This window comes from Bradyrhizobium sp. 4 (genome assembly GCF_023100905.1).
Classification (GTDB): Bacteria; Pseudomonadota; Alphaproteobacteria; order Rhizobiales; family Xanthobacteraceae; genus Bradyrhizobium.
In genome coordinates this window covers 1,319,737-1,339,855 of record NZ_CP064686.1, presented here as the reverse complement: position 1 = coordinate 1,339,855, position 20,119 = coordinate 1,319,737, and the positions used below count along the sequence as shown (strand labels likewise).

General features: G+C 61.7%; 13 protein-coding genes, 7 pseudogenes and 1 other annotated feature. Of the genes and pseudogenes, 12 read left to right on the top strand and 8 right to left on the bottom strand.

The window, feature by feature from the left end:
- Positions 1–290 precede the first annotated feature (290 nt).
- Positions 291–1,087 (top strand): annotated as a pseudogene (locus tag IVB45_RS06250) (IS3 family transposase); the annotation flags it as partial.
- Positions 575–691: a sequence feature (AL1L pseudoknot), on the top strand. Its footprint overlaps the pseudogene before it by 117 nt.
- A gap of 517 nt (positions 1,088–1,604) precedes the next feature.
- Here IVB45_RS06250 and ltrA (IVB45_RS06245) read toward each other — a convergent pair.
- From ltrA (IVB45_RS06245) to IVB45_RS06235, 4 genes and pseudogenes are all read right to left on the bottom strand, one after another.
- Positions 1,605–3,014: a group II intron reverse transcriptase/maturase gene (gene ltrA / locus IVB45_RS06245; protein WP_346015295.1), complete on the bottom strand. Its 1,410-nt coding sequence runs from the start codon at positions 3,012–3,014 to the stop codon at positions 1,605–1,607.
- Between the two features lie 864 nt (positions 3,015–3,878).
- A complete protein-coding gene (locus tag IVB45_RS39035) occupies positions 3,879–4,004 on the bottom strand; it encodes a hypothetical protein (protein WP_345946712.1) in 126 nt (41 codons plus the stop codon).
- A gap of 54 nt (positions 4,005–4,058) precedes the next feature.
- Positions 4,059–4,265, bottom strand: a pseudogene (locus tag IVB45_RS39030) (transposase); the annotation flags it as partial.
- Positions 4,266–4,329: 64 nt separating this feature from the next.
- Positions 4,330–5,256: pseudogene (locus IVB45_RS06235) on the bottom strand (IS3 family transposase); the annotation flags it as partial.
- 62 nt (positions 5,257–5,318) lie between these two features.
- On the opposite strand from IVB45_RS06235, the gene IVB45_RS06230 reads away from it, so the two are divergent.
- Positions 5,319–6,371, top strand: coding sequence for an IS110 family transposase (locus IVB45_RS06230; RefSeq protein WP_247807602.1), 1,053 nt, complete (start codon positions 5,319–5,321; stop codon positions 6,369–6,371).
- A 240-nt stretch (positions 6,372–6,611) separates the two neighbouring features.
- Here the strand turns inward: IVB45_RS06230 and IVB45_RS06225 are convergent.
- Positions 6,612–6,869: pseudogene (locus IVB45_RS06225) on the bottom strand (transposase); the annotation flags it as partial.
- Positions 6,870–6,967: 98 nt separating this feature from the next.
- Between IVB45_RS06225 and IVB45_RS06220 the strand changes: the two are divergent.
- From IVB45_RS06220 to IVB45_RS06195, 6 genes and pseudogenes are all read left to right on the top strand, one after another.
- Positions 6,968–8,069 (top strand): annotated as a pseudogene (locus IVB45_RS06220) (IS3 family transposase).
- Between the two features lie 109 nt (positions 8,070–8,178).
- Positions 8,179–8,424 (top strand): annotated as a pseudogene (locus tag IVB45_RS06215) (transposase); the annotation flags it as partial.
- Positions 8,425–8,851: 427 nt separating this feature from the next.
- A complete protein-coding gene (gene ltrA / locus IVB45_RS06210; RefSeq protein ID WP_346015295.1) occupies positions 8,852–10,261 on the top strand; it encodes a group II intron reverse transcriptase/maturase in 1,410 nt (469 codons plus the stop codon).
- An 894-nt stretch (positions 10,262–11,155) separates the two neighbouring features.
- A complete protein-coding gene (locus IVB45_RS06205; protein WP_247360712.1) occupies positions 11,156–11,470 on the top strand; it encodes a co-chaperone GroES in 315 nt (104 codons plus the stop codon).
- A 44-nt stretch (positions 11,471–11,514) separates the two neighbouring features.
- Complete coding sequence (groL, locus tag IVB45_RS06200; RefSeq protein WP_247360715.1) at positions 11,515–13,155, top strand: chaperonin GroEL; 1,641 nt, start codon at positions 11,515–11,517, stop codon at positions 13,153–13,155.
- Positions 13,156–13,474: 319 nt separating this feature from the next.
- A pseudogene (locus IVB45_RS06195) lies at positions 13,475–13,764 on the top strand (transposase domain-containing protein); the annotation flags it as partial.
- A gap of 28 nt (positions 13,765–13,792) precedes the next feature.
- Here IVB45_RS06195 and IVB45_RS06190 read toward each other — a convergent pair.
- Positions 13,793–14,155 carry a hypothetical protein gene (locus IVB45_RS06190; protein WP_247360717.1) on the bottom strand — a complete coding sequence of 121 codons (363 nt, stop codon included), beginning with the start codon at positions 14,153–14,155 and terminating at the stop codon, positions 13,793–13,795.
- Positions 14,156–14,259: 104 nt separating this feature from the next.
- Between IVB45_RS06190 and istA the strand changes: the two genes are divergently transcribed.
- Both istA and istB read left to right on the top strand, forming a co-directional pair.
- Positions 14,260–15,792 (top strand): IS21 family transposase, encoded by a 1,533-nt coding sequence (gene istA, locus IVB45_RS06185; RefSeq protein WP_247807628.1) that lies wholly within the window; start codon positions 14,260–14,262, stop codon positions 15,790–15,792.
- 11 nt (positions 15,793–15,803) lie between these two features.
- On the top strand, positions 15,804–16,547 hold the full coding sequence (gene istB, locus IVB45_RS06180; protein WP_007605871.1) for an IS21-like element helper ATPase IstB: 744 nt from the start codon (positions 15,804–15,806) through the stop codon (positions 16,545–16,547).
- Between the two features lie 174 nt (positions 16,548–16,721).
- Here istB and IVB45_RS06175 read toward each other — a convergent pair whose 3' ends face one another.
- Complete coding sequence (locus IVB45_RS06175; RefSeq protein ID WP_247363322.1) at positions 16,722–17,078, bottom strand: hypothetical protein; 357 nt, start codon at positions 17,076–17,078, stop codon at positions 16,722–16,724.
- Between the two features lie 58 nt (positions 17,079–17,136).
- Here IVB45_RS06175 and IVB45_RS06170 point away from each other — a divergent pair, with 58 nt between their 5' ends.
- The gene (locus IVB45_RS06170) at positions 17,137–17,514 is read left to right on the top strand and encodes a hypothetical protein (protein ID WP_247363323.1); all 378 of its coding nucleotides are present in this window, start codon (positions 17,137–17,139) and stop codon (positions 17,512–17,514) included.
- On the opposite strand, the gene IVB45_RS06165 is transcribed toward IVB45_RS06170, so the two are convergent.
- The gene (locus tag IVB45_RS06165; protein ID WP_247363324.1) at positions 17,501–17,998 is read right to left on the bottom strand and encodes a transposase DNA-binding-containing protein; all 498 of its coding nucleotides are present in this window, start codon (positions 17,996–17,998) and stop codon (positions 17,501–17,503) included. The two genes, IVB45_RS06170 and IVB45_RS06165, sit on opposite strands and share 14 nt — an antisense overlap.
- A 216-nt stretch (positions 17,999–18,214) precedes the next feature.
- Between IVB45_RS06165 and IVB45_RS06160 the strand changes: the two genes are divergently transcribed.
- Entirely contained in the window at positions 18,215–19,660 is a 1,446-nt protein-coding gene (locus IVB45_RS06160; RefSeq protein WP_247363325.1) for an IS4 family transposase, read from the top strand.
- Positions 19,661–20,119 lie beyond the last annotated feature (459 nt).

The following is a 20,119-nucleotide window of genomic DNA, read 5'->3' as shown; positions in this document are numbered from 1 at the left end:
CAAACGGGTGCACCCGCGAGCGTGCGATTGAGGTCACGTTGACAATCGATCCTGCCGCGGCTTTTAGCTCGCCAAAACAAGCCATGCGCAAGTAAGATCGGAGCCACCAGATTGAGATGGAGCACACTCGTCGAGGTTTCGATCGACGTCGTCGACGATGTCAGCGGAGCGCCATTCTGCGCTTTCGGCGAAACGCCCGCGTTCTTTATCAATGCGTACAAGGACGCACCTGCCAGGGTTTGAACCGCCCCGGGATTGCCGGAGGCTCCGACTCTTGAGAAGGTGGAGCCATGACGAGCAAGACAACGAACAAGTTTTCACCCGAGGTCCGGGCGCGTGCGGTTCGGATGGTTTTCGATCACGCGAGTGAGCATCCCTCGCGCTGGGCGGCAGTGATGTCGATTGCGGCCGAGATCGGCTGCACACCGCAGACGCTGCATGACTGGGTCAAGAAAGCTGAAGTCGACAGCGGGCAGCGGGCCGGCGTTCCGACCGACATGGCCGAGAAGCTGAAGGCGCTCGAGCGGGAGAACCGGGAGCTTCGGCAGGCCAACGAGATTCTGCGCAAGGCAAGCGCTTATTTTGCGATGGCGGAGCTCGACCGCCGGTCCAAGCCATGATCGCCTTCATCGACGATCATCGTGGGGCTCATGGGGTCGAGCCGATCTGCAAGGTGCTGCCGATCGCCCCCTCGACCTATCACGCCCATGTGGCCAAGCGGCGGGATCCCGCCAGGCTGTCGGCGCGCGCCCGGCAGGATGTTGCGCTGAAGATCGAGGTCCGGCGCGTCTTCGATCAGAACTTCCGCGTGTACGGCGCGCGCAAGGTCTGGCGGCAGCTCAAACGTGAAGGGTTCGATGTTGCCCGTTGCACGGTGTCGCGATTGATGCGGGATATGGGTTTGCAAGGGGTCATCCGCGGCAAACCCGTCAAGACCACGATCAGCGACAAGGCTGCGCGATGCCCGCTGGATCACGTCAACCGCCAGTTCAAGGCGCCGAGGCCGAACGTCCTTTGGCTCTCCGACTTCACCTATGTCGCGACCTGGACCGGCTTCGTCTACGTCGCCTTCGTCATCGACGCCTATTGCTGGCAGATGTTCAATGTGGTCTGAGGCGTTGAAGACCAGGGCGATTGGGCAGACTTCAGCGGCTCCAATGTCAGCACCGCTTTCCCGTCACAATCGGGCGCGCTTTTGGACCATAGAGATGCGCGCGTCGTTGATTGCGGAAGGTGTGCGCATAGCCTCGCTACTTCGAACGCCGTCCGCCCACCATGAGAAGCGGCGAATAGTGGACGATTGTTTGGATGGTACGCCTGGGCTGTTCGTGCCAGCCTGATTTTACTCAGAACTTTGAAAGCTGGGCAGAGTAGCCGTGGCGCATCAGCCACGTCGAATGCACCGCCCTCCCGTCCAGAAAGAGCTTGTCGACTGGGTTTACAAGCTGGTCTTTTGACCGATTCATACCTGACAAGATGGCATATATTCGAACCAGTAGCAGTTTTAAAGGTCGTGGTCGAGTAGCTCAGCCATTTGGCTTTCGCCCTCACAGATCCGGGCAGGCGGCTTTCCCGCACCCGGCTCTTCCCGAGGGTAACCCGCGTCATATCCGCGCCTGCGCCCAAGTGCGAGTGATGCGTGGAACGGGCAGACGGAAGCGTGCCGTCAGGGCCTCGAACTCCGACCAGCCCATGCGCCGACTTTTCTGACTGCGCCGTCTCAGACAGTGCAGCCAGATCCGACGCACTTCGCGGTAGAAGCCGTTAAGCGCTGGATAATTGTGCGGCCTGCCGTAGTAGCCGTAGTGTCCACGCAGCACTGCGGCGAACCACTCGTGCTGGGTGGCCAGTGACTCGTGCATGAGCCGCCAGGCCTCCTGGCGCAACGCCGTCAGCTTGCGCGTCAGGCGTTTCCCTTCCGTCTTGTGCTTCACGATAAACCGGCCGTCCCGGGTCCGCCCGCAGTAGTGGGTGAAGCCGAGGAAGGCGAAGGTCTCGGGTCGCCGCTCGCCGCGCCGCTGACGCGAGAGGGCCGCAAATCGACCGAACTCGATCAACCGCGTCTTGCCCTCATGAAGCATCAGGCCAAAGCTGGCCAGCCGCGCCTTGAGGGCCAAGAGCATCTCCTGCGCATCCACCTTGCTCTCGAAGCCCATGACGAAGTCGTCCGCATAGCGAACGGCCACAACGCGACCGCGTGCGCGGCGACGGCGCCATTGATGGGTCCAGAGATCGAGGATGTAGTGCAGAAAGATGTTGGCGAGGAGCGGACTGATGCCCGCCCCCTGCGGGGTACCCCTGTCCGTTTCTTGCTTCTCGCCGCTCTCAAGAACGCCGGCCCGCAGCCACAGCTCTATGAGCCGCAATATGCGAGGATCGGCGATCCTGTGCGCCACAATCCGCAGCAGCCACTCGTGGTCGACCGAGTCGAAGAAGTTGCGTATGTCGGCATCGAGCACCCAGTTGACGCGCTGGCTCATGATCGCCGTGTGCAAGGCGTCAAGCGCCATATGAGGATTCCGCCCCGGCCGGAAGCCGTAGGAGAACCCGAGGAAGTCGACCTCGTAGACGGAGCTCAGCACCTCGGCTACCGCGCTTTGGACAATCTTGTCCTCTAGCGCCGGCACACCGAGAGGCCGCTTACCGCCATCGGCTTTGGGGATGTAGACTCGTCGCACCGGCTGTGGCCGGTAGCGACCCGTGTGGACGCGTCCGCAGAGCTCCCGGAGGTTATCCGTGAGCCTCTCTTCGTACTTCGCCACCGTTATCCCGTCGACCCCCGCGCTGGCCTGCCGCTTTTGTCGTCGAAACGCCCGACGCAGAGCGTCCTCGTCGACGTGGTGCAGCAAGGCCGTGAACCGGGTTTGGGCAGCCTGCTTGGCTGCCGTGTTCACCCGTTCGAGGTTCGGCGGCAAGGCAACCCGGCTCTGTGTCCGGACCCTGGCCTTCTCGCGCGGGCTCCCCTCGGGCTGGCCCCTTCCCTCCATGCGTCTCGTTTCCTTCGACGACTTCACAGGTACTATGGACCAGTCCGACTCCCGACCTCAGCTCGGACCGCGGCTCTGGCACTGCCTTGCCGCTGCCCCCCGTTGGAGACCAATCCAACGGACCCGGTCGGGCCTCTCATGTTCCGATGATTACCTTCCATGCGTGATCCGGCCATCGACCCCGACGGAGCGGCATCGTCTCGCATAACGACGATGCTCATGCTGCCTTCGTGTTTAGGGAACACACTCGGCCTCCGCGAACATCCACCTTTCGAGGCTCATTCCCGCACCCCGCATGGCTCCTGTCTACACTTCGAACCCCGCGTTGCCGCGACGCCCGCAAGACTCGGTCCCGGCCTGCCTGCTTCGGCTTTGGCCGGATGGGACTTGCACCCACAAGCATTCATCAGCTTGGCATGACGTACTCCCCGGAGGTGGTGTAGCTCGGTAGAGCAAAGCCGCCCGGACGCGCGCCCCCAATAGCGCCGTAGCGGGCGGGCGGCTTTGCGGTGGTCACCGGCAGTTTTCCGGTAGGATCGGGTTGCGACACGCCAACGCAACCGAGGAACCGCCGATGACCGACGACATGATGAACCTGCGCACGCTCGTAGAGAAGGCTCTGACTCATATGTGGAACGGCCCGGGCTGCAAGATCTTTCTCTGGTTGAACAAGGGATGACGGTGCGGTCATATGTTCGGCCTGTGAACGCGGCGCCTGGCCGCTGGCCACGATGATATCCGCGGAAGCAATCGCCCAATCAATTTCTCGCGCTCGAAGCGCAGTGAGTCAGGCGGTCTGATTGCCACCGGGAATGACGTCATTCGGGGTTCATCCAGATTTGCACCTTGCCTCCTCGGCAGCTTTCTTCTTCCGCCGGAGAGCTCTTAAGATTAGGATTTCAGCATTGCGGCCGGCGCCTGATAGATGCCGCCTCTGACCAGCAAGGCCCAGATCGTGCGCGCAATCTTATTGGCGAGCGCGACCGATACGACCTTGACCGGCCGTCTTTGCAGCATGGTCCGAATCCAGAGTGGGACTTTCAAGCCTCGTTTAGCAAGCTTGATGATAGACGTCGCACCAACGATCAAGAGCGTCCGTAGTTGCCGATTTCCACGCTTTGATATCGCGCCGAGCCTTTCTTTTCCGCCGCTCGACTGTGCCCTCGGTGTGAGCCCCGTCCAAGCCGCAAAATCTCGTGCAGTCGCAAAATTGCGAGCGTCCAAAACCGATGTCCGAACGGTAGCGGCGATGAGAGGACCGACACCCGGAATGCTCATCAGACGCCTTGCATCGGGGTCCTTTCTGACAGCAACCAAAATCTCTTGACCTGCCCCTGAAGTTTCACCCAGTAGCGGTTAGAGTCTCGGCGGATGTTACGCCGTTTGGCGCGGTGTGAGCAACGTGCGATCGGCGGAGCCGGTCGGGGTTGCGCAGCCGCTCGCACGTTGCGGTGAGGTAGGCGGCATAGGCCGCAGGGGTCAGATAGCCGAGCGAGGAATGCGGGCGTTGGCCGTTGTAGTCGCCGACCCAATCCGCAATCTTGGCGCGGGCGTGATCGAGGCCGAAGAACAAGGTTTCGTTGAGAAGCTCGTCCCACATCCGGCCGTTGAAGCTTTCACAGAAGCCGTTCTGCATCGGCTTGCCCGGCGCAATGAAGTGCCAGTCGATGTTGTTCTCCTCCGACCATGCCAGCATGGCATTGCAGGTGAACTCGGTGCCGTTGTCGGAGACGATCATGCCCGGCTTGCCGCGCTGATTGATCAGCGCCGTCAGTTCGCGTGCCACCCACCGCCCCGGGATCGAGGTGTCGGGGATGGCCGCCAGACATTCCCGGGTCACGTCATCGACGATATTCAGGACCCGGAAGCGACGGCCGCTGGCGAACTGGTCGTGGACAAAATCCAGCGACCACCGGGCGTTCGGCCGAGCCTCGACCAGTATCGGCGCTCGGGTGCCCACGGCGCGGCGGCGGGCCCGGCGCTTGCGCACGCTGAGGCCTTCCTCTCGATACAGACGGTAGATCCGGTTCCGCCCGGACGGCTCGCCCTGCTGGCGAAGCAGCACGAACAGCCGGCGGTAGCCGAACCGCCGACGGGCATTAGCAAGCTCGCGCAAGCGGCCGCGTAGTTCGGTGTCCGGCGGTCGGCACGATCGGTACCGAACCATCTTGCGGTCAGCGCCGACGATGCCGCAGGCCCGCCGCTCCGACAGACCCATGACGGCCTGCAGGTGCGCGACGGCTTCGCGCTTGGCGACGGGCCCTACCATTAATGGGATGACCCGCCCCGTCCTCTCAGTCAGACTGAGTTGGCTTTTGAAAGGAGGAAGCAATGAGGACACGGAACAAGCCCAGGCCGGCAACGGTGTTTGGGATCGACATTGGCAAGAACCTTTTCCACGTCGTTGGGCTCGACGGCGCCGGAATGCCGATCCAGAAGGCGACCTTTCGGCGCGATACGCTCTTGCAGTTCTTCGAACGTGCAGGACCGGCTTTGGTGGGGATGGAGGCCTGCTCCGGCTCGCAATGGTTGGCCCGCAAGATCGCCGCCATGGGGCACACCGTTCGCATTATCCCAGCTCAATTCGTGAAGCCATATGTGAAGTCCAACAAAAATGACATCATCGATGCCGCGGCGATCGCCGAAGCCGTGACGAGACCAACGATGCGCTTCGTCGAGCTAAGGTCGCCTGAGCACATTGATCTGCAAGCGCTGCATCGTGTTCGCGATCGGATGATGTCGCAACGGACGTGCCTCATCAATCAGATGCGCGCTTTTTGCCTGGAATATGGGATCGCTATTCACCAGGGCGCCGGCAAGTTCAAGGCTGATCTGCCGAGGGTTTTGGCCGATCAGTCGAATGATCTAACCTCGGCGATGCGTCGCATTCTTGCATCTACATTTGACGAGCTGCGGCAGCTGGAGCTGCGGATTGCCGAGGTCAACCGCGAGATTGAGGCAATTGCCTCTCAAAGCGATAGCGCACGTCGATTGATAACCATCCCGGGCATTGGTCTGCTGGCCGCGACGGCGCTTTTGGCAGCAGCTGGATCTGCCCGCCAGTTCAAAAAGGCCCGCGATATGGCAGCTTGGCTAGGTCTTGTCCCGAGAGAATATTCTACGGGAGGCAAAACGAAGCTGCTGGGGATAAGCAAGCGCGGCAATCGATATCTGCGCCGGATGATCATCCATGGCGCCCGTTCCTGCGTGACTCATCTTGATCGCTCGCGATACCGCCTTGGCGCGTGGCTTGATGGACTTCAGGCACGCATGCACACTAACAAGGTCACAGTCGCCTTGGCGGCCAAGATTGCGCGGATCGCATGGGTGGTGATGACCAAGCCCGGCGCAAGCTATGAACGGCGGGATCCGGCCTTTAGCTGATCCCGTTTGTTCCAGACTGCGAGGTTCGTGAAGGTGATGACGAAACAGTCGATCGGCGCGCCGTAAACCCTGTGCAAAAAAGCGGGCTTCGAGCCCGAACCATTTATCTGGGAACGGCACGCGCGGATCTCATCATGGCCTGGCCGCAACAGCGGCCCACTTGCAAGAGGCCGGATACATTTGTGCAGACTGCATCGTCCTCATTAAACGACCTTGCACGGGCGGGGCCGGTCATACATTTTTTGACAAAAGCTCGCGTAGCGCTGCAGCATCCAGCATCTGCTCGGCCAGCAGCTTCTTCAGCTTGGCGTTCTCGTCCTCGAGTTGCCGCAACCGCTTGGCATCGGAGACGTCCAAACCGCCGAACTTCGCCTTCCAATTGTACAGCGTCGCTTCAGAGACGCCATGCTTCCGCGCCAAATCGGCAGCCTTCGCACCCGCCTCATGCTCACGCAGCACGCCAATAATCTGCTCTTCCGTAAACCTGGCTCGCTTCATCTGTCCGTCCTTCAGATGATCTGAGGCCGGAAAACTGGACCAATTTTGGCTAGAGTTTTGCGCTGCCGAATCCCCTCGGCTGGGAGGAGCGGACGACGATGAAGGCCTCGAGGTTTTCGGACGCCCAGAAGGCGTTCATCCTGAAGCAGGGCAATGACGGGGTTCCGGTTGCGGACATCTGCCGCAAGGCCGGGATCAGCCAGGCGACCTATTTCAACTGGAAGAAAAAGTACGACGGACTGCTGCCGACGGAGATGCGCCGGCTGAAGCAGCTCGAGGACGAGAACGCCAAGCTGAAGAAGCTGGTGGCGGATCTGTCGCTCGACAAGGAGATGCTGCAGGACGTGATCCGCCGAAAACTGTGAAGCCTGGTCGGAAGCGCAAGCTCGTCGAGGAGGTTTGTGGTGAGTGGCAGGTGTCGATCCGCAAGGCCTGCGCGGCTCTTGAGTTCGACCGATCGACATACCACTACAAATCTCGTCGCTCCGGCCAGGCTGCCCTCGAGGATCGGATCAAGGAGATCTGTCATGTCCGCGTTCGCTACGGCTACCGCCGCGTTCACGTCCTGCTGCGCCGAGAGGGGTGGGGTCACGGCCAGAACAAAACCCGCCGCATCTACCGCGAATTGGGCCTGCAATTGCGCAACAAATCGCCCAAGCGCCGGGTCAAGGCCAAGCTGCGCGATGACCGACGGCCAGCGACGCGGGTCAACGAGATCTGGGCGATGGACTTTGTCCATGACCAGCTCGCAACCGGCGTCAAGCTCCGGGTGCTCACGATCGTCGATATCTTCTCGCGCTTCTCGCCCGCGTTGGAGCCGCGGCTCACCTTCCGCGGCATCGACGTCGTGGAGGTTCTGGAAAGGCTCTGCAATGAAGTGGGACTCCCGGCGACGATCCGGTCGATCAGGGCAGCGAGTTTGTGTCGCGCGACCTTGACCTCTGGGCGTACCAGCGCGGCGTCACGCTGGACTTCTCACGACCCGGCAAGCCGACCGACAACGCCTTCATCGAAGCCTTCAACGGCCGCTTCCGGGCCGAATGCCTCAGCGCCCACTGGTTCCTCTCCCTTGCGGACGCCCAGGAAAAGGTGGAGGCTTGGCGCAGATACTACAATGAAGAACGGCCCCACGGGGCGATCGGCAATCGACCGCCGATTTTGCTGCAAAACCACGTCGGCGCAACCAGCCCGCTAACGTGATCAGAGGTGCAAAACTCTGGTTCTCGCTGGTCCAAAGTTCGGTCTCGCTGCACAGAAGGCCGGACTCTAACTTCAACTGGAGGAAATCGGCAGGGGCAGGTCACCGGTTACCAACCCCATCGAACGCCTCAACGGCGAGATCAAGCGGCGGACCGAGGTGATCGGCATCTTCCCCAACGAGGATGCCATCGTCCGCCTGATCGGCGCGATTCTGCTCGAACAGAACGATGAGTGGGCCGTGCAGCGTGCCCGTTACATGACGCTGGAAACCATGGTGCCGATGAGCGATGATCGCACCGTCAGCCTCAGGCTATCGCCAGCTGTCCGGCCCGGCTCCTGCCGGCGAACGCGGTGATCCACCGCCAGCTACACCACCACTGGGGAGTACGTCATGCCAAGCTGATGAATGCTTGTGGGTGCAAGTCCCATCCGGCCAAAGCCGAAGCAGGCAGGCCGGGACCGAGTCTTGCGGGCGTCACGGCAACGCGGGGTTCGAAGTGTAGACAGGAGCCATGCGGGGTGCGGGAATGAGCCTCGAAAGGTGGATGTTCGCGGAGGCCGAGTGTGTTCCCTAAACACGAAGGCAGCATGAGCATCGTCGTTATGCGAGACGATGCCGCTCCGTCGGGGTCGATGGCCGGATCACGCATGGAAGGTAATCATCGGAACATGAGAGGCCCGACCGGGTCCGTTGGATTGGTCTCCAACGGGGGGCAGCGGCAAGGCAGTGCCAGAGCCGCGGTCCGAGCTGAGGTCGGGAGTCGGACTGGTCCATAGTACCTGTGAAGTCGTCGAAGGAAACGAGACGCATGGAGGGAAGGGGCCAGCCCGAGGGGAGCCCGCGCGAGAAGGCCAGGGTCCGGACACAGAGCCGGGTTGCCTTGCCGCCGAACCTCGAACGGGTGAACACGGCAGCCAAGCAGGCTGCCCAAACCCGGTTCACGGCCTTGCTGCACCACGTCGACGAGGACGCTCTGCGTCGGGCGTTTCGACGACAAAAGCGGCAGGCCAGCGCGGGGGTCGACGGGATAACGGTGGCGAAGTACGAAGAGAGGCTCACGGATAACCTCCGGGAGCTCTGCGGACGCGTCCACACGGGTCGCTACCGGCCACAGCCGGTGCGACGAGTCTACATCCCCAAAGCCGATGGCGGTAAGCGGCCTCTCGGTGTGCCGGCGCTAGAGGACAAGATTGTCCAAAGCGCGGTAGCCGAGGTGCTGAGCTCCGTCTACGAGGTCGACTTCCTCGGGTTCTCCTACGGCTTCCGGCCGGGGCGGAATCCTCATATGGCGCTTGACGCCTTGCACACGGCGATCATGAGCCAGCGCGTCAACTGGGTGCTCGATGCCGACATACGCAACTTCTTCGACTCGGTCGACCACGAGTGGCTGCTGCGGATTGTGGCGCACAGGATCGCCGATCCTCGCATATTGCGGCTCATAGAGCTGTGGCTGCGGGCCGGCGTTCTTGAGAGCGGCGAGAAGCAAGAAACGGACAGGGGTACCCCGCAGGGGGCGGGCATCAGTCCGCTCCTCGCCAACATCTTTCTGCACTACATCCTCGATCTCTGGACCCATCAATGGCGCCGTCGCCGCGCACGCGGTCGCGTTGTGGCCGTTCGCTATGCGGACGACTTCGTCATGGGCTTCGAGAGCAAGGTGGATGCGCAGGAGATGCTCTTGGCCCTCAAGGCGCGGCTGGCCAGCTTTGGCCTGATGCTTCATGAGGGCAAGACGCGGTTGATCGAGTTCGGTCGATTTGCGGCCCTCTCGCGTCAGCGGCGCGGCGAGCGGCGACCCGAGACCTTCGCCTTCCTCGGCTTCACCCACTACTGCGGGCGGACCCGGGACGGCCGGTTTATCGTGAAGCACAAGACGGAAGGGAAACGCCTGACGCGCAAGCTGACGGCGTTGCGCCAGGAGGCCTGGCGGCTCATGCACGAGTCACTGGCCACCCAGCACGAGTGGTTCGCCGCAGTGCTGCGTGGACACTACGGCTACTACGGCAGGCCGCACAATTATCCAGCGCTTAACGGCTTCTACCGCGAAGTGCGTCGGATCTGGCTGCACTGTCTGAGACGGCGCAGTCAGAAAAGTCGGCGCATGGGCTGGTCGGAGTTCGAGGCCCTGACGGCACGCTTCCGTCTGCCCGTTCCACGCATCACTCGCACTTGGGCGCAGGCGCGGATATGACGCGGGTTACCCTCGGGAAGAGCCGGGTGCGGGAAAGCCGCCTGCCCGGATCTGTGAGGGCGAAAGCCAAATGGCTGAGCTACTCGACCACGACCGTGGTGGCCGCCTTAATGAACAACCAACAGACGTTGCCCTGACGTTTTTTGACGAAATCGATAGGTGTGCTTGATTCTGTGGAGCCAGTTGTTGTTCTGACCCGAGGGAACCTGCGCAGGTGATTGGGTATGTAGGGCCTAAGCGTGCGTTGCGCTTGCAAATAATTTTGATGGATCCCGCGGATTGCGAGTCAGTTCGTGCAATGCCTGCGAATTGCGAGAACGACTGCCGTCTCGGCGGGCTCGTCTCTGGATCCTCCGCACTTATGGCGCCGTGCTGACATGTGCTCGCGCTCGCTGCACCAAGCCGCAGCAAATTCCCGGGGCGAGGGCCTTTCTTGAGCACGTGCCGTTGCAACCTAGGCGCAGCCAGCGTTACCTCGCATCGCGTTGCTGAGTATCGGATCATCGATCAAGCGGAGCGATACCTCCGTTCCCGAACTCTGCGTTTAGGTTCTAAACGCATCGCAATCTTAGAATGAAGTCAGCCGACGATTCGCATTTGAACCGGCACCAGATCGGCTGGCCTATAGGCCGAGGAATTGAACTGTTAGGCGACACTGCGTCCAGAGACAGAGCCGTACGATTCACTCAGAAGAAGGTCGGGTGCTGGCAAGCTCGAGAAAGTGATCTGGGCAGCCGCCACAGAGATCCCGCGCGCCTAGCGGATTTTCCTGCTACAAACACTTGTTCCCTCAAAAATCAGTCCTATTTCAGCTGCGCCTGCGTTGGCACTCGCGGGCCGAGATTGTTACCAATCGGGAAATCGTCAACTAGTTTAAATGCTTAGGAGATCTGCATGGAATTCCGTCCGCTTCACGATCGCGTCGTGGTCAAGCGCATCGACGCAGAAGAGAAGACCGCTGGCGGCATCATCATTCCCGACACGGCGAAGGAAAAGCCCTCGCAGGGCGAGATCGTCGCCGTCGGCCCGGGTGGCCGCGACGAAGCTGGCAAGCTGATCCCGATCGACCTGAAGGTCGGCGACCGCGTGCTGTTCGGTAAGTGGTCCGGCACCGAGGTCAAGATCGACAACGTCGACCTGCTGATCATGAAGGAAAGCGACATCATGGGCGTCCTCGACGTCCCCGCTTCCAAGAAGAAGGCGGCCTAAGAGCCCCTCTCTTATCCAGTTAAACACCTAAGGAAAAAATCCAGATGGCAGCTAAAGAAGTCAAATTCTCGGTCGATGCGCGCGACAAGATGCTTCGCGGCGTCGACATTCTCGCCAACGCGGTGAAGGTCACGCTCGGTCCGAAGGGCCGCAACGTCGTGCTCGACAAGTCGTTCGGCGCTCCCCGCATCACCAAGGACGGCGTCACCGTCGCCAAGGAGATCGAGCTCGAGGACAAGTTCGAGAACATGGGCGCGCAGATGGTGCGCGAAGTCGCCTCCAAGTCCGCTGACGCGGCCGGCGACGGCACCACCACCGCGACCGTGCTAGCCCAGGCGATCGTGCGCGAAGGCGCCAAGTCGGTTGCCGCCGGCATGAACCCGATGGATCTGAAGCGCGGTATCGACCTCGCGGTCGAAGCCGTCGTTGCGGACCTCGTCAAGAACTCCAAGAAGGTGACCTCGAACGACGAGATCGCCCAGGTCGGCACCATCTCGGCCAACGGCGACGCGGAGATCGGCAAGTTCCTCGCCGACGCCATGAAGAAGGTCGGCAACGAGGGTGTCATCACCGTCGAGGAAGCCAAGTCGCTCGAGACCGAGCTCGACGTCGTCGAGGGCATGCAGTTCGACCGCGGCTACATCTCGCCCTACTTCGTCACCAACGCCGACAAGATGCGCGTTGAGATGGACGACGCCTACATCCTCATCAACGAAAAGAAACTGTCTCAGCTCAACGAGCTGCTTCCGCTGCTCGAGGCCGTGGTGCAGACCGGCAAGCCGCTGGTCATCGTCGCCGAGGACGTCGAAGGCGAAGCGCTTGCGACCCTGGTCGTGAACCGTCTCCGTGGCGGCCTGAAGGTCGCGGCCGTCAAGGCTCCCGGCTTCGGCGATCGCCGCAAGGCCATGCTGCAGGACATCGCGATCCTGACCGGTGGCCAGGCGATCTCGGAAGATCTCGGCATCAAGCTCGAGAACGTCACGCTCAACATGCTCGGTCGCGCCAAGAAGGTGATGATCGACAAGGAGAACACCACGATCGTCAACGGCGCCGGCAAGAAGGCCGACATCGAAGCGCGCGTGTCGCAGATCAAGGCGCAGATCGAGGAAACCACCTCGGACTACGACCGTGAGAAGCTCCAGGAGCGTCTTGCCAAGCTCGCAGGCGGCGTCGCGGTGATCCGCGTCGGCGGCGCGACCGAGGTCGAGGTGAAGGAGCGCAAGGATCGCGTTGATGACGCGATGCATGCGACCCGCGCGGCGGTCGAGGAAGGCATCGTCCCGGGCGGCGGCGTCGCCCTGCTCCGTGCCTCCGAGCAGCTCAAGGGCCTGCGCACCAAGAACGACGACCAGAAGACCGGCGTCGAGATCGTGCGCAAGGCGCTCTCCGCGCCCGCTCGCCAGATCGCGATCAACGCCGGTGAAGATGGCTCCGTGATCGTCGGCAAGGTCCTCGAGAACAAGTCGTACGCCTACGGCTTCGACTCCCAGACCGGCGAATATGGCAACCTGGTCACCAAGGGCATCATCGACCCGACCAAGGTGGTCCGCACCGCGATCCAGAACGCAGCTTCCGTGGCGGCCCTGCTGATCACTACCGAGGCCATGGTCGCCGAGCTGCCGAAGAAGAACACCGGCGCGCCCGCGATGCCTCCGGGCGGCGGCATGGGCGGCATGGACTTCTGATCCAACTCTCGCTGAAATGCGATCCCCGGCAGAAAAATGCCGGGGTCATCTTTTGCTCGCGACGTTTTCAGTTCGTTGTTCTGATCTCGCGCTATGCGCTCCGGAAATGAAGATCAGCAGTTGCTCGACGTTCCGCTCGGGGTTTTGCGAGTCTGCTGGTAGGCATGTCACCGGCAACATGAGCGGGTGATGGCCGTTCTGCACAGTCTTTCCATGCGGCCTCAGCGTCGGCGGCCGGTCAAGGCGAACACCTGAGAACGCCCGGTCGCGGTAGCCACCCATTGGCGCTACTGACTTAAATAGCATCGGTTCCGGCGCCTATATGCTCAAGCGCTGGAGTGCGTTCACCCTCTTCCTCGCCGACGGCCGTATCTGCTTGTCAACAACGCCGCCGAACGAGCCCTGCGTGGCATCGCCCTGGGTCGGAAGTCTTGGCTGTTCTGCGGCTCCGACCCCTGATCGTCACCGCCAAAATGAACGACCTGGATCCACAAGCCTGGCTCACTGATGTCCTGGCGCGCATCGCTGCACATCCAGCCCAAAAGGCTCGACGAACTGCTGCCCTGGAATTGGCGAGACCAAAATAGGCAAGTCAATCAGGCAGCCTGAGTGACCGTCCCGCGGTCCTCACCGGCTTTCAATTACCCACAAATTCTCCTCCGACCATGGCGCCTAGCGCGATGTCGGTGAGGCGTGACAGCCCGCGCCACATGACGGTATTGCCGGGCGGCGGGTCGCTGGCGCGCGCAAGATAGCCGCCGAGCCGGGCGATCTTGATCAAATAGTGAGAGAGCGTTTTCTGTCTTGCTTTTGGCTTGTCGTTGGCGAGGCGATTGAGCACGCCGATTTCAGTCGCAGTTAACGCGAGGGTTGGCGGCGCGTCTGGGGCAGAACGGTTGAGTGCGGATTCCGATCGATGTCGCCCAGGATTCCGAGATGATCTCGCCCACCATTCCGATTTGAAGTCGCCCACCCGTTCCGAAATGATGTCGCCCACCATTCCGGGATGATGTCGCCCGGGTGACGAGGCCTCTTCTGGCTCCCATAGGGTCAACTCTTTCGGCTTTGCGAAGGGGACCCTGGATGCCGACGGAGAGGCTTGCGATGCGCCGTGTGCGCGATGTGATCAGAATGAAGGCGGCCGGGCTGCCGAGCCGCGAGATTGCGCGACGGGTGGGCGCGGCGCCCTCGACGGTGCGCCTGGCGCTCCGGCGGTTCGAGGCCGCGGGCTTGAGCTGGCCGTTGCCAGACGACGTCACCGACACGGTTCTGGAACTTCGCCTGTTCGCGAAGACCGGCAATGGCAACCGTCAGGGTCACCGCCGCATCGCCGAGCCCGACTGGGCGACCGTGCACCGCGAGCTCAAACGCAAGCACGTGACGCTGTCGATCCTGTGGGAGGAATATATCGCCACCGAGCCCGGCGGATACCGGTACTCGCGCTTCTGTGAGCTCTACCGCGCCTGGGAGGGCCGCCTGTCGATGACGATGCGCCAGGCCCATGCGGCCGGCGACAAGTTGTTCGTCGACTATGCCGGCGATGGCGTGCCGGTGGTGGTCGACCGCCTGACCGGTGAGCGCAGAACGGCGCAGATCTTCGTCGCCGTGCTCGGCGCATCGAGCTTCACCTACGCGCAGGCGACGTGGACGCAGGGGCTCGCCGACTGGATCAGCGCCCATGTTGGCGCCTTCGCGGCGATCGGCGGCATACCGGCGCTGCCGGTGCCCGACAACACCAAGGTCGCGGTCATTAAGGCGAGCCTGTACGACCCGCAGATCAATCGTACCTACGCGGAGATGGCGGCGCATTACGGCACCGCCATCTTGCCGGCGCGGCCGCGCAAGCCGCGCGACAAGGCCAAGGTCGAGCAGGCCGTCCTCATCGTCGAGCGCTGGCTGCTCGGCCGCCTGCGCCATCGCACCTTCTACAGCCTGGCCGAGGTCAATGCGGCGATCGGCGAACTGCTCACGAGGCTGAATGAGGAACGGCCGATCCGGCGGATCGGCGTGACACGCCGCCGGTTGCTCAAGGAGGTCGACCGGCCGGCGCTCAAGCCATTGCCGGCGTCCCCCTATGTCCTCGCCGAGTGGCGGATCCGCCGCGTCAGTCTCGATTACCACGTCGAGGTGGAGAAGCATTACTACAGCGTTCCGCATCGCTTCGCCCGCGCCGAGGTCGAGGTGCGGTTCACGGCCCGTACCGTCGAGATCTTCCACAAGGGCGAGCGGATCGCCGCGCATCAGCGCATGAGCGGCAATCACAAACACACCACCGTGCCGGAGCACATGGCCTCCAGCCATCGGCGCTACGCCGGCTGGACCATCGCGCGTATCCGCCAGGACGCCGCCGCGATCGGGCCGGCGACCAGCGCGTTGTGCGACCTCATTCTCGACGAGCGCTCGCACCCCGAGCAAGGCTTCCGCGCCTGCCTCGGCATCCTCAGGCTCGCCGCCTCCTATGGGCGCGAACGGCTGGACGCCGCGGCTGCGCGGGCAATCGACATCGGCGCGCGCACTTATGGCTCGGTCAAGTCGATCCTCGCCAACAATCTCGATCGGCGTTCTGCTCACCAGCGTTCCGCGGACGATGCGCCGATCCTGCATGCCAACATCCGCGGACCGCGCTACTACAATTAGGAGATCATCCCTTGCTCACCCATCCGACCCTCGACCGCCTCAACGCCCTCGGCCTCCACGGCATGGCCAAGGCCTTCGCCGACATCGAAGCCACCGGTGAGGCCGCAAGCCTCGGTCACACCGAATGGCTTGCGCTGCTGCTCGAACGTGAAGCCTCGCTGCGGCACGACAAACGGCTCGCCACTCGCCTGCGCTACGCCAAGCTGCGCCAGCAAGCGTGCGTCGAGGACATCGACTACCGCACCCCGCGCGGTCTCGACCGCCCGCTGTTCGCTAAGCTTGTCGAGGGCCGCTGGATCGACGACCACGTCAATCTCCTGATCTGCGGCCCGGCCGGCGTTGGCAAGAGTTGGCTCGCCTCGGCGCTCGGCCACAAGGCCTGTCGCGACAATCGCTCCGTGCTCTATCAGCGCGTCCCGCGACTGTTCGACGATCTGGCGCTCGCCCGCGGCGACGGCCGCCATCCACGCCTGTTGCGCGGCCTTGGCCGTGTCGATCTGCTGATCCTCGATGATTGGGGACTCGAGCCGCTCGACGCCGGTGCCCGTCACGACCTCCTGGAAATCCTCGAAGATCGCTACGGTCATCGCTCCACCATCGTCACCAGCCAGCTCCCCGTGGACCAGTGGCATCTGCTCATTGGAGATCCCACCTATGCCGACGCCGTGCTCGATCGCCTCGTCCACAATGCCCATCGGCTCGACCTCACCGGTGAGAGCCTGCGCCGAACCCGGCAATCCGCCCGAAAGACCTGAGCCCGTGGCGCTGTGGACATGCCGCTGCGCTTGGACAACGCAATCGCGTTGCCCACATGCCCACAGCAACCGCAGAAGAAGAAAAACAGGTTGAAGTCGCGATTCCAGATTGACCACGCGGCTTGACCGATGCCAGAGAACCAGCCGGCCAGAACGCCTCGCCGCTGGGCGAGATCAAATCGGAAAGGTGGGCGACATCGTCTCGGAATCCACGGGCGACTTCATATCGGTACGCCTGGGCGACTTCGTCGGAATCCGCAGTTGAGCATCGTCATCCAGAAGACCCGCCAACTCAGGATACAAAAACAGCGAGATCAGATTGGTCAGACGCTGGGCGGTCCTGAGCTTCGACTCCTCAGCTTTGCGGCCAGATTGGAGGATCTTGTGGTATACCTCGATCTTCCAACTCAAAGCATACCATTCGAGCTTCTCAATGGCGTCGGCGCGGGAACCAACAGGCAGGTCGGTGATCAGCTTCCAATCGATCTTCTTTCTGTTTTTCGGTGTCCCGCGCTCTTCGGCATAGATCACCGTCAGCGTCAGAGCAGAATAGCGCTTCTGCTTTCCGACCGGCGGAAGGACCCGAATCTTGCGATACCTGATCTCAAGAACGGCCTGGTCGGGATCGCCGTTTTTCGATGCGATGGAGCCCTTTGACGGCGACCTCGTCCATTTCGTCGGCGATCGTGTGATCCCCGTCTCCAGCCAAGCGGTGGACGCAGGTCCTGATCAGGAAATGAGTTCCGATCTCCTGTGCCGCGCAGAAAAGCTCGTAGATGTCACTCTCACGATCACCGATATGGATGCATCGTCCAGGATGGTCCAAGAGTTGCGCAGACTGCTTGAGATTTTCCAACCAGCGGACGCTTTCCTTTATCTCGATAGGAATCCGGGTCGGATTGATCTTCTTTTTAAGCGCTGCGGTCCCCTTGAATTTCTTCCGGGTCCAGAACTTAACGGCCGCTAACCCCAGCGGCATCCCCTCGATTGTGACCGCGAGGCTCGAATGCATCAGGATGCCGCAAACCGTGTGCGATCTGAGGCGACCCGCCTTCGTCCCGTCCACTGTTTATGCTCTTGGTGATGCCGATCGCTTCTGACTTCTCGCGTTGATAGCTGAACTCGGTTGTATCGTGCAGCACAAGAACGAGACCTCCAGCGGCGGCGGCACGATCACGTGTCGATTGGAAATGGCCGGCCAGAATGTCCGCTTCGGTGACCCCGTCATTAGAGAAGAAGCGGTAGGCTGCCTTGGTATTCGCCCAATCCTGGCAGACGAGCGGAATGCTTTGTCCCATGGCGCTTCCAATCTGCGTGAGCAGTTTGCGGAATCTGTCGCCGAGCCGCGCGTCCCTAAACTCGCATCCACTACTCTCTCGATCAATCCAACATTCACCTTCCAAGGACCGCAAACAGCCTTTTGCCGATCGACCCCTTAATGTCAGCCCCATAGAGCACCCCCTCGCGAATCAGGTGCTCAGAAAGGAATCACAAGTGATTCTTTCGATTCAGGATTTCGCCGATCAGCGGATCAGCCCGAGGGGTTAAAGTTAGGGGTAATTGAAAGCCTCACCGGCTTTCAATTACCCACATCTGGTAGGGAGGATTTGCATCGATTGAATCGTCTGTGATTCTGTTTGTGACGCCGATTCGCGGAGGCGTCACAGATGAGCGGAGACACTGGAGCCGGTACGACAGGCTGGCACGACGACGAAGTCGTTTCGGCGGGGCTGCCGGACAAGCGACTGGCGCGGCGGTTTGGCCGTCTGCTTGATCAGATGTCGGCGGCCCCTGGCCAGCCAGTCCCAGCCGCGTGCGGCGATTGGGCGGCGACGAAGGCGGCCTATCGCTTCTTCGACAACCCACGCGTTACCGAGCATGGGATGCTGGCCGGTCATTTTGCCGCGACCGCCATGCGCTGCGCGGCGAGCGAAGGACCAATCCTCATTCTGCAGGATACGACCGAGTTCATCTACAGTCGCGCACAACCGGGTAAGATCGGCTTCACTAAGACCATTAACGCCGGACGTTATAAGGCGGGTCAACCCAACGTGGTGACCTTGTGTGGGGTGCTGATGCATTCGAGCCTGGCCGTAACCCTCGGCGGCGCGCCGCTCGGGCTGACGGCAGCGAAGTTCTGGACACGCACGAAGTTCAAGGGGACCTGGACGCTCAAGCGGCATGTAAACCCCACGCGTGTGCCAATCGAGACGAAGGAAAGCTATCGCTGGCTGGAGAACTTGCGCCAGTCGATGGCGCTCGTGGGCGCGCCAGAGCGCTGCGTGCATGTGGCCGACCGCGAGAGCGACATCTACGAGCTCTTTTGCCTGGCGCAGGATCTCGGCACGCGCTTTCTGGTGCGAGTGCAGACCAATCGATTGGCCGGCACGCCCCCCGACGCAGAGCCACGGGATGGAGCTCATCGGGTCTTCGCCCAGTTCTCGGCTACGCCTTGGGCGGGACGCCATTACGTCGCGATCGGACAGGATGAGACGGCGTGCGTGCACGTGAAGTTCGCCGCCATCCAAACCTTGCCGCCCATAGGCAAGCAGAAGCGATACAGTCCTCAGCTTCTCACCTACATTCAAGCCCTTGAGATCGACCCGCCTACGGGCCGTCCGCCGATCGACTGGAAGCTGCTGACCAATCTGCCGGTCGGAAATTTCGCCATCGCCATCGAGAAGCTCGAATGGTACGCCTTGCGCTGGAAAGCGGAGGTGTTTCACAAGGTAACGAAGTCTGGCTGCCGCGCCGAAGAGGCGAGGCTTGAGACTGCCGAGCGGCTGACCAAGTTCCTCGCGCTCATCGCGATGGTTAGCTGGCGCATCTTCTTCCTCACCATGTCCGCACGAGCGAAGCCCGAGGCTGCGCCGGAGACAGTCCTCACCCCAACCGAAATCGCGACGCTAGATGCCATGGACGGGGCACGGGCCAAGCCGCGCATCTTGCGCAAGACCCTCGCCACCTACTTGCTCCAGATTGCCATGCTGGGCGGCTACCTCGCGCGCAATCACGATCCGCCGCCAGGAAACATGGTCGTGTGGCGAGGCCTAACACGTCTCAACGACATCGCCTTCGGTCTCTCAATCAGAGCTCGTCCACGATGTGGGTAATTGAAAGCCTCACCGGATGCTTACGGATTCGGCTCACAGAGGAGTTAGATAGCGTGCATGCGCTGTCCTTGAACTTTTCCGCTTGTTTCCAGGTTCTTGGCAAGCGAAACGCAATAATGAGCGATTCAGCGGAGCCTTGCACAAGGGGGCACCGATCACACGTCAAGAGAAAAAGCCAATCAGGCAATCATCACGAACAATTAAGCCAAATGGGGCTGTCGGCTTTCCTCCTGTTGTCGCGAATTCTTCAACGCACGCGCCCGAGGCAGCTATCCCAATTCTCTCAAGTCATTGTCGTTAAACCCGATTTTTTGGAGCGGTGCAACTGGTACGACACTTGCTGTTCTCATCCCTAGGTTCTCTCCCTTCCGGAGATGCGCATGCAAAGTGCCCTCTGCACCAAGCAGAATTTCCGACGGCCGACATATCGGGGTACCCCCCCGACGAACATCGCCTTGC

Excerpts from the sequence above, each read along its gene's own strand:
- IVB45_RS39035 (WP_345946712.1), bottom strand. The coding sequence starts at position 4,004 with ATGCTGCAAAGACGGCCGGTCAAGGTCGTATCGGTCGCGCTCGCCAAT.
- IVB45_RS06160 (WP_247363325.1), top strand. The coding sequence starts at position 18,215 with ATGAGCGGAGACACTGGAGCCGGTACGACAGGCTGGCACGACGACGAA.
- istA (WP_247807628.1), top strand. The coding sequence starts at position 14,260 with ATGCGCCGTGTGCGCGATGTGATCAGAATGAAGGCGGCCGGGCTGCCG.
- IVB45_RS06230 (WP_247807602.1), top strand. The coding sequence starts at position 5,319 with ATGAGGACACGGAACAAGCCCAGGCCGGCAACGGTGTTTGGGATCGAC.
- IVB45_RS06165 (WP_247363324.1), bottom strand. The coding sequence starts at position 17,998 with ATGGGGCTGACATTAAGGGGTCGATCGGCAAAAGGCTGTTTGCGGTCC.
- IVB45_RS06190 (WP_247360717.1), bottom strand. The coding sequence starts at position 14,155 with ATGGTGGGCGACATCATTTCGGAACGGGTGGGCGACTTCAAATCGGAA.
- IVB45_RS06205 (WP_247360712.1), top strand. The coding sequence starts at position 11,156 with ATGGAATTCCGTCCGCTTCACGATCGCGTCGTGGTCAAGCGCATCGAC.
- groL (WP_247360715.1), top strand. The coding sequence starts at position 11,515 with ATGGCAGCTAAAGAAGTCAAATTCTCGGTCGATGCGCGCGACAAGATG.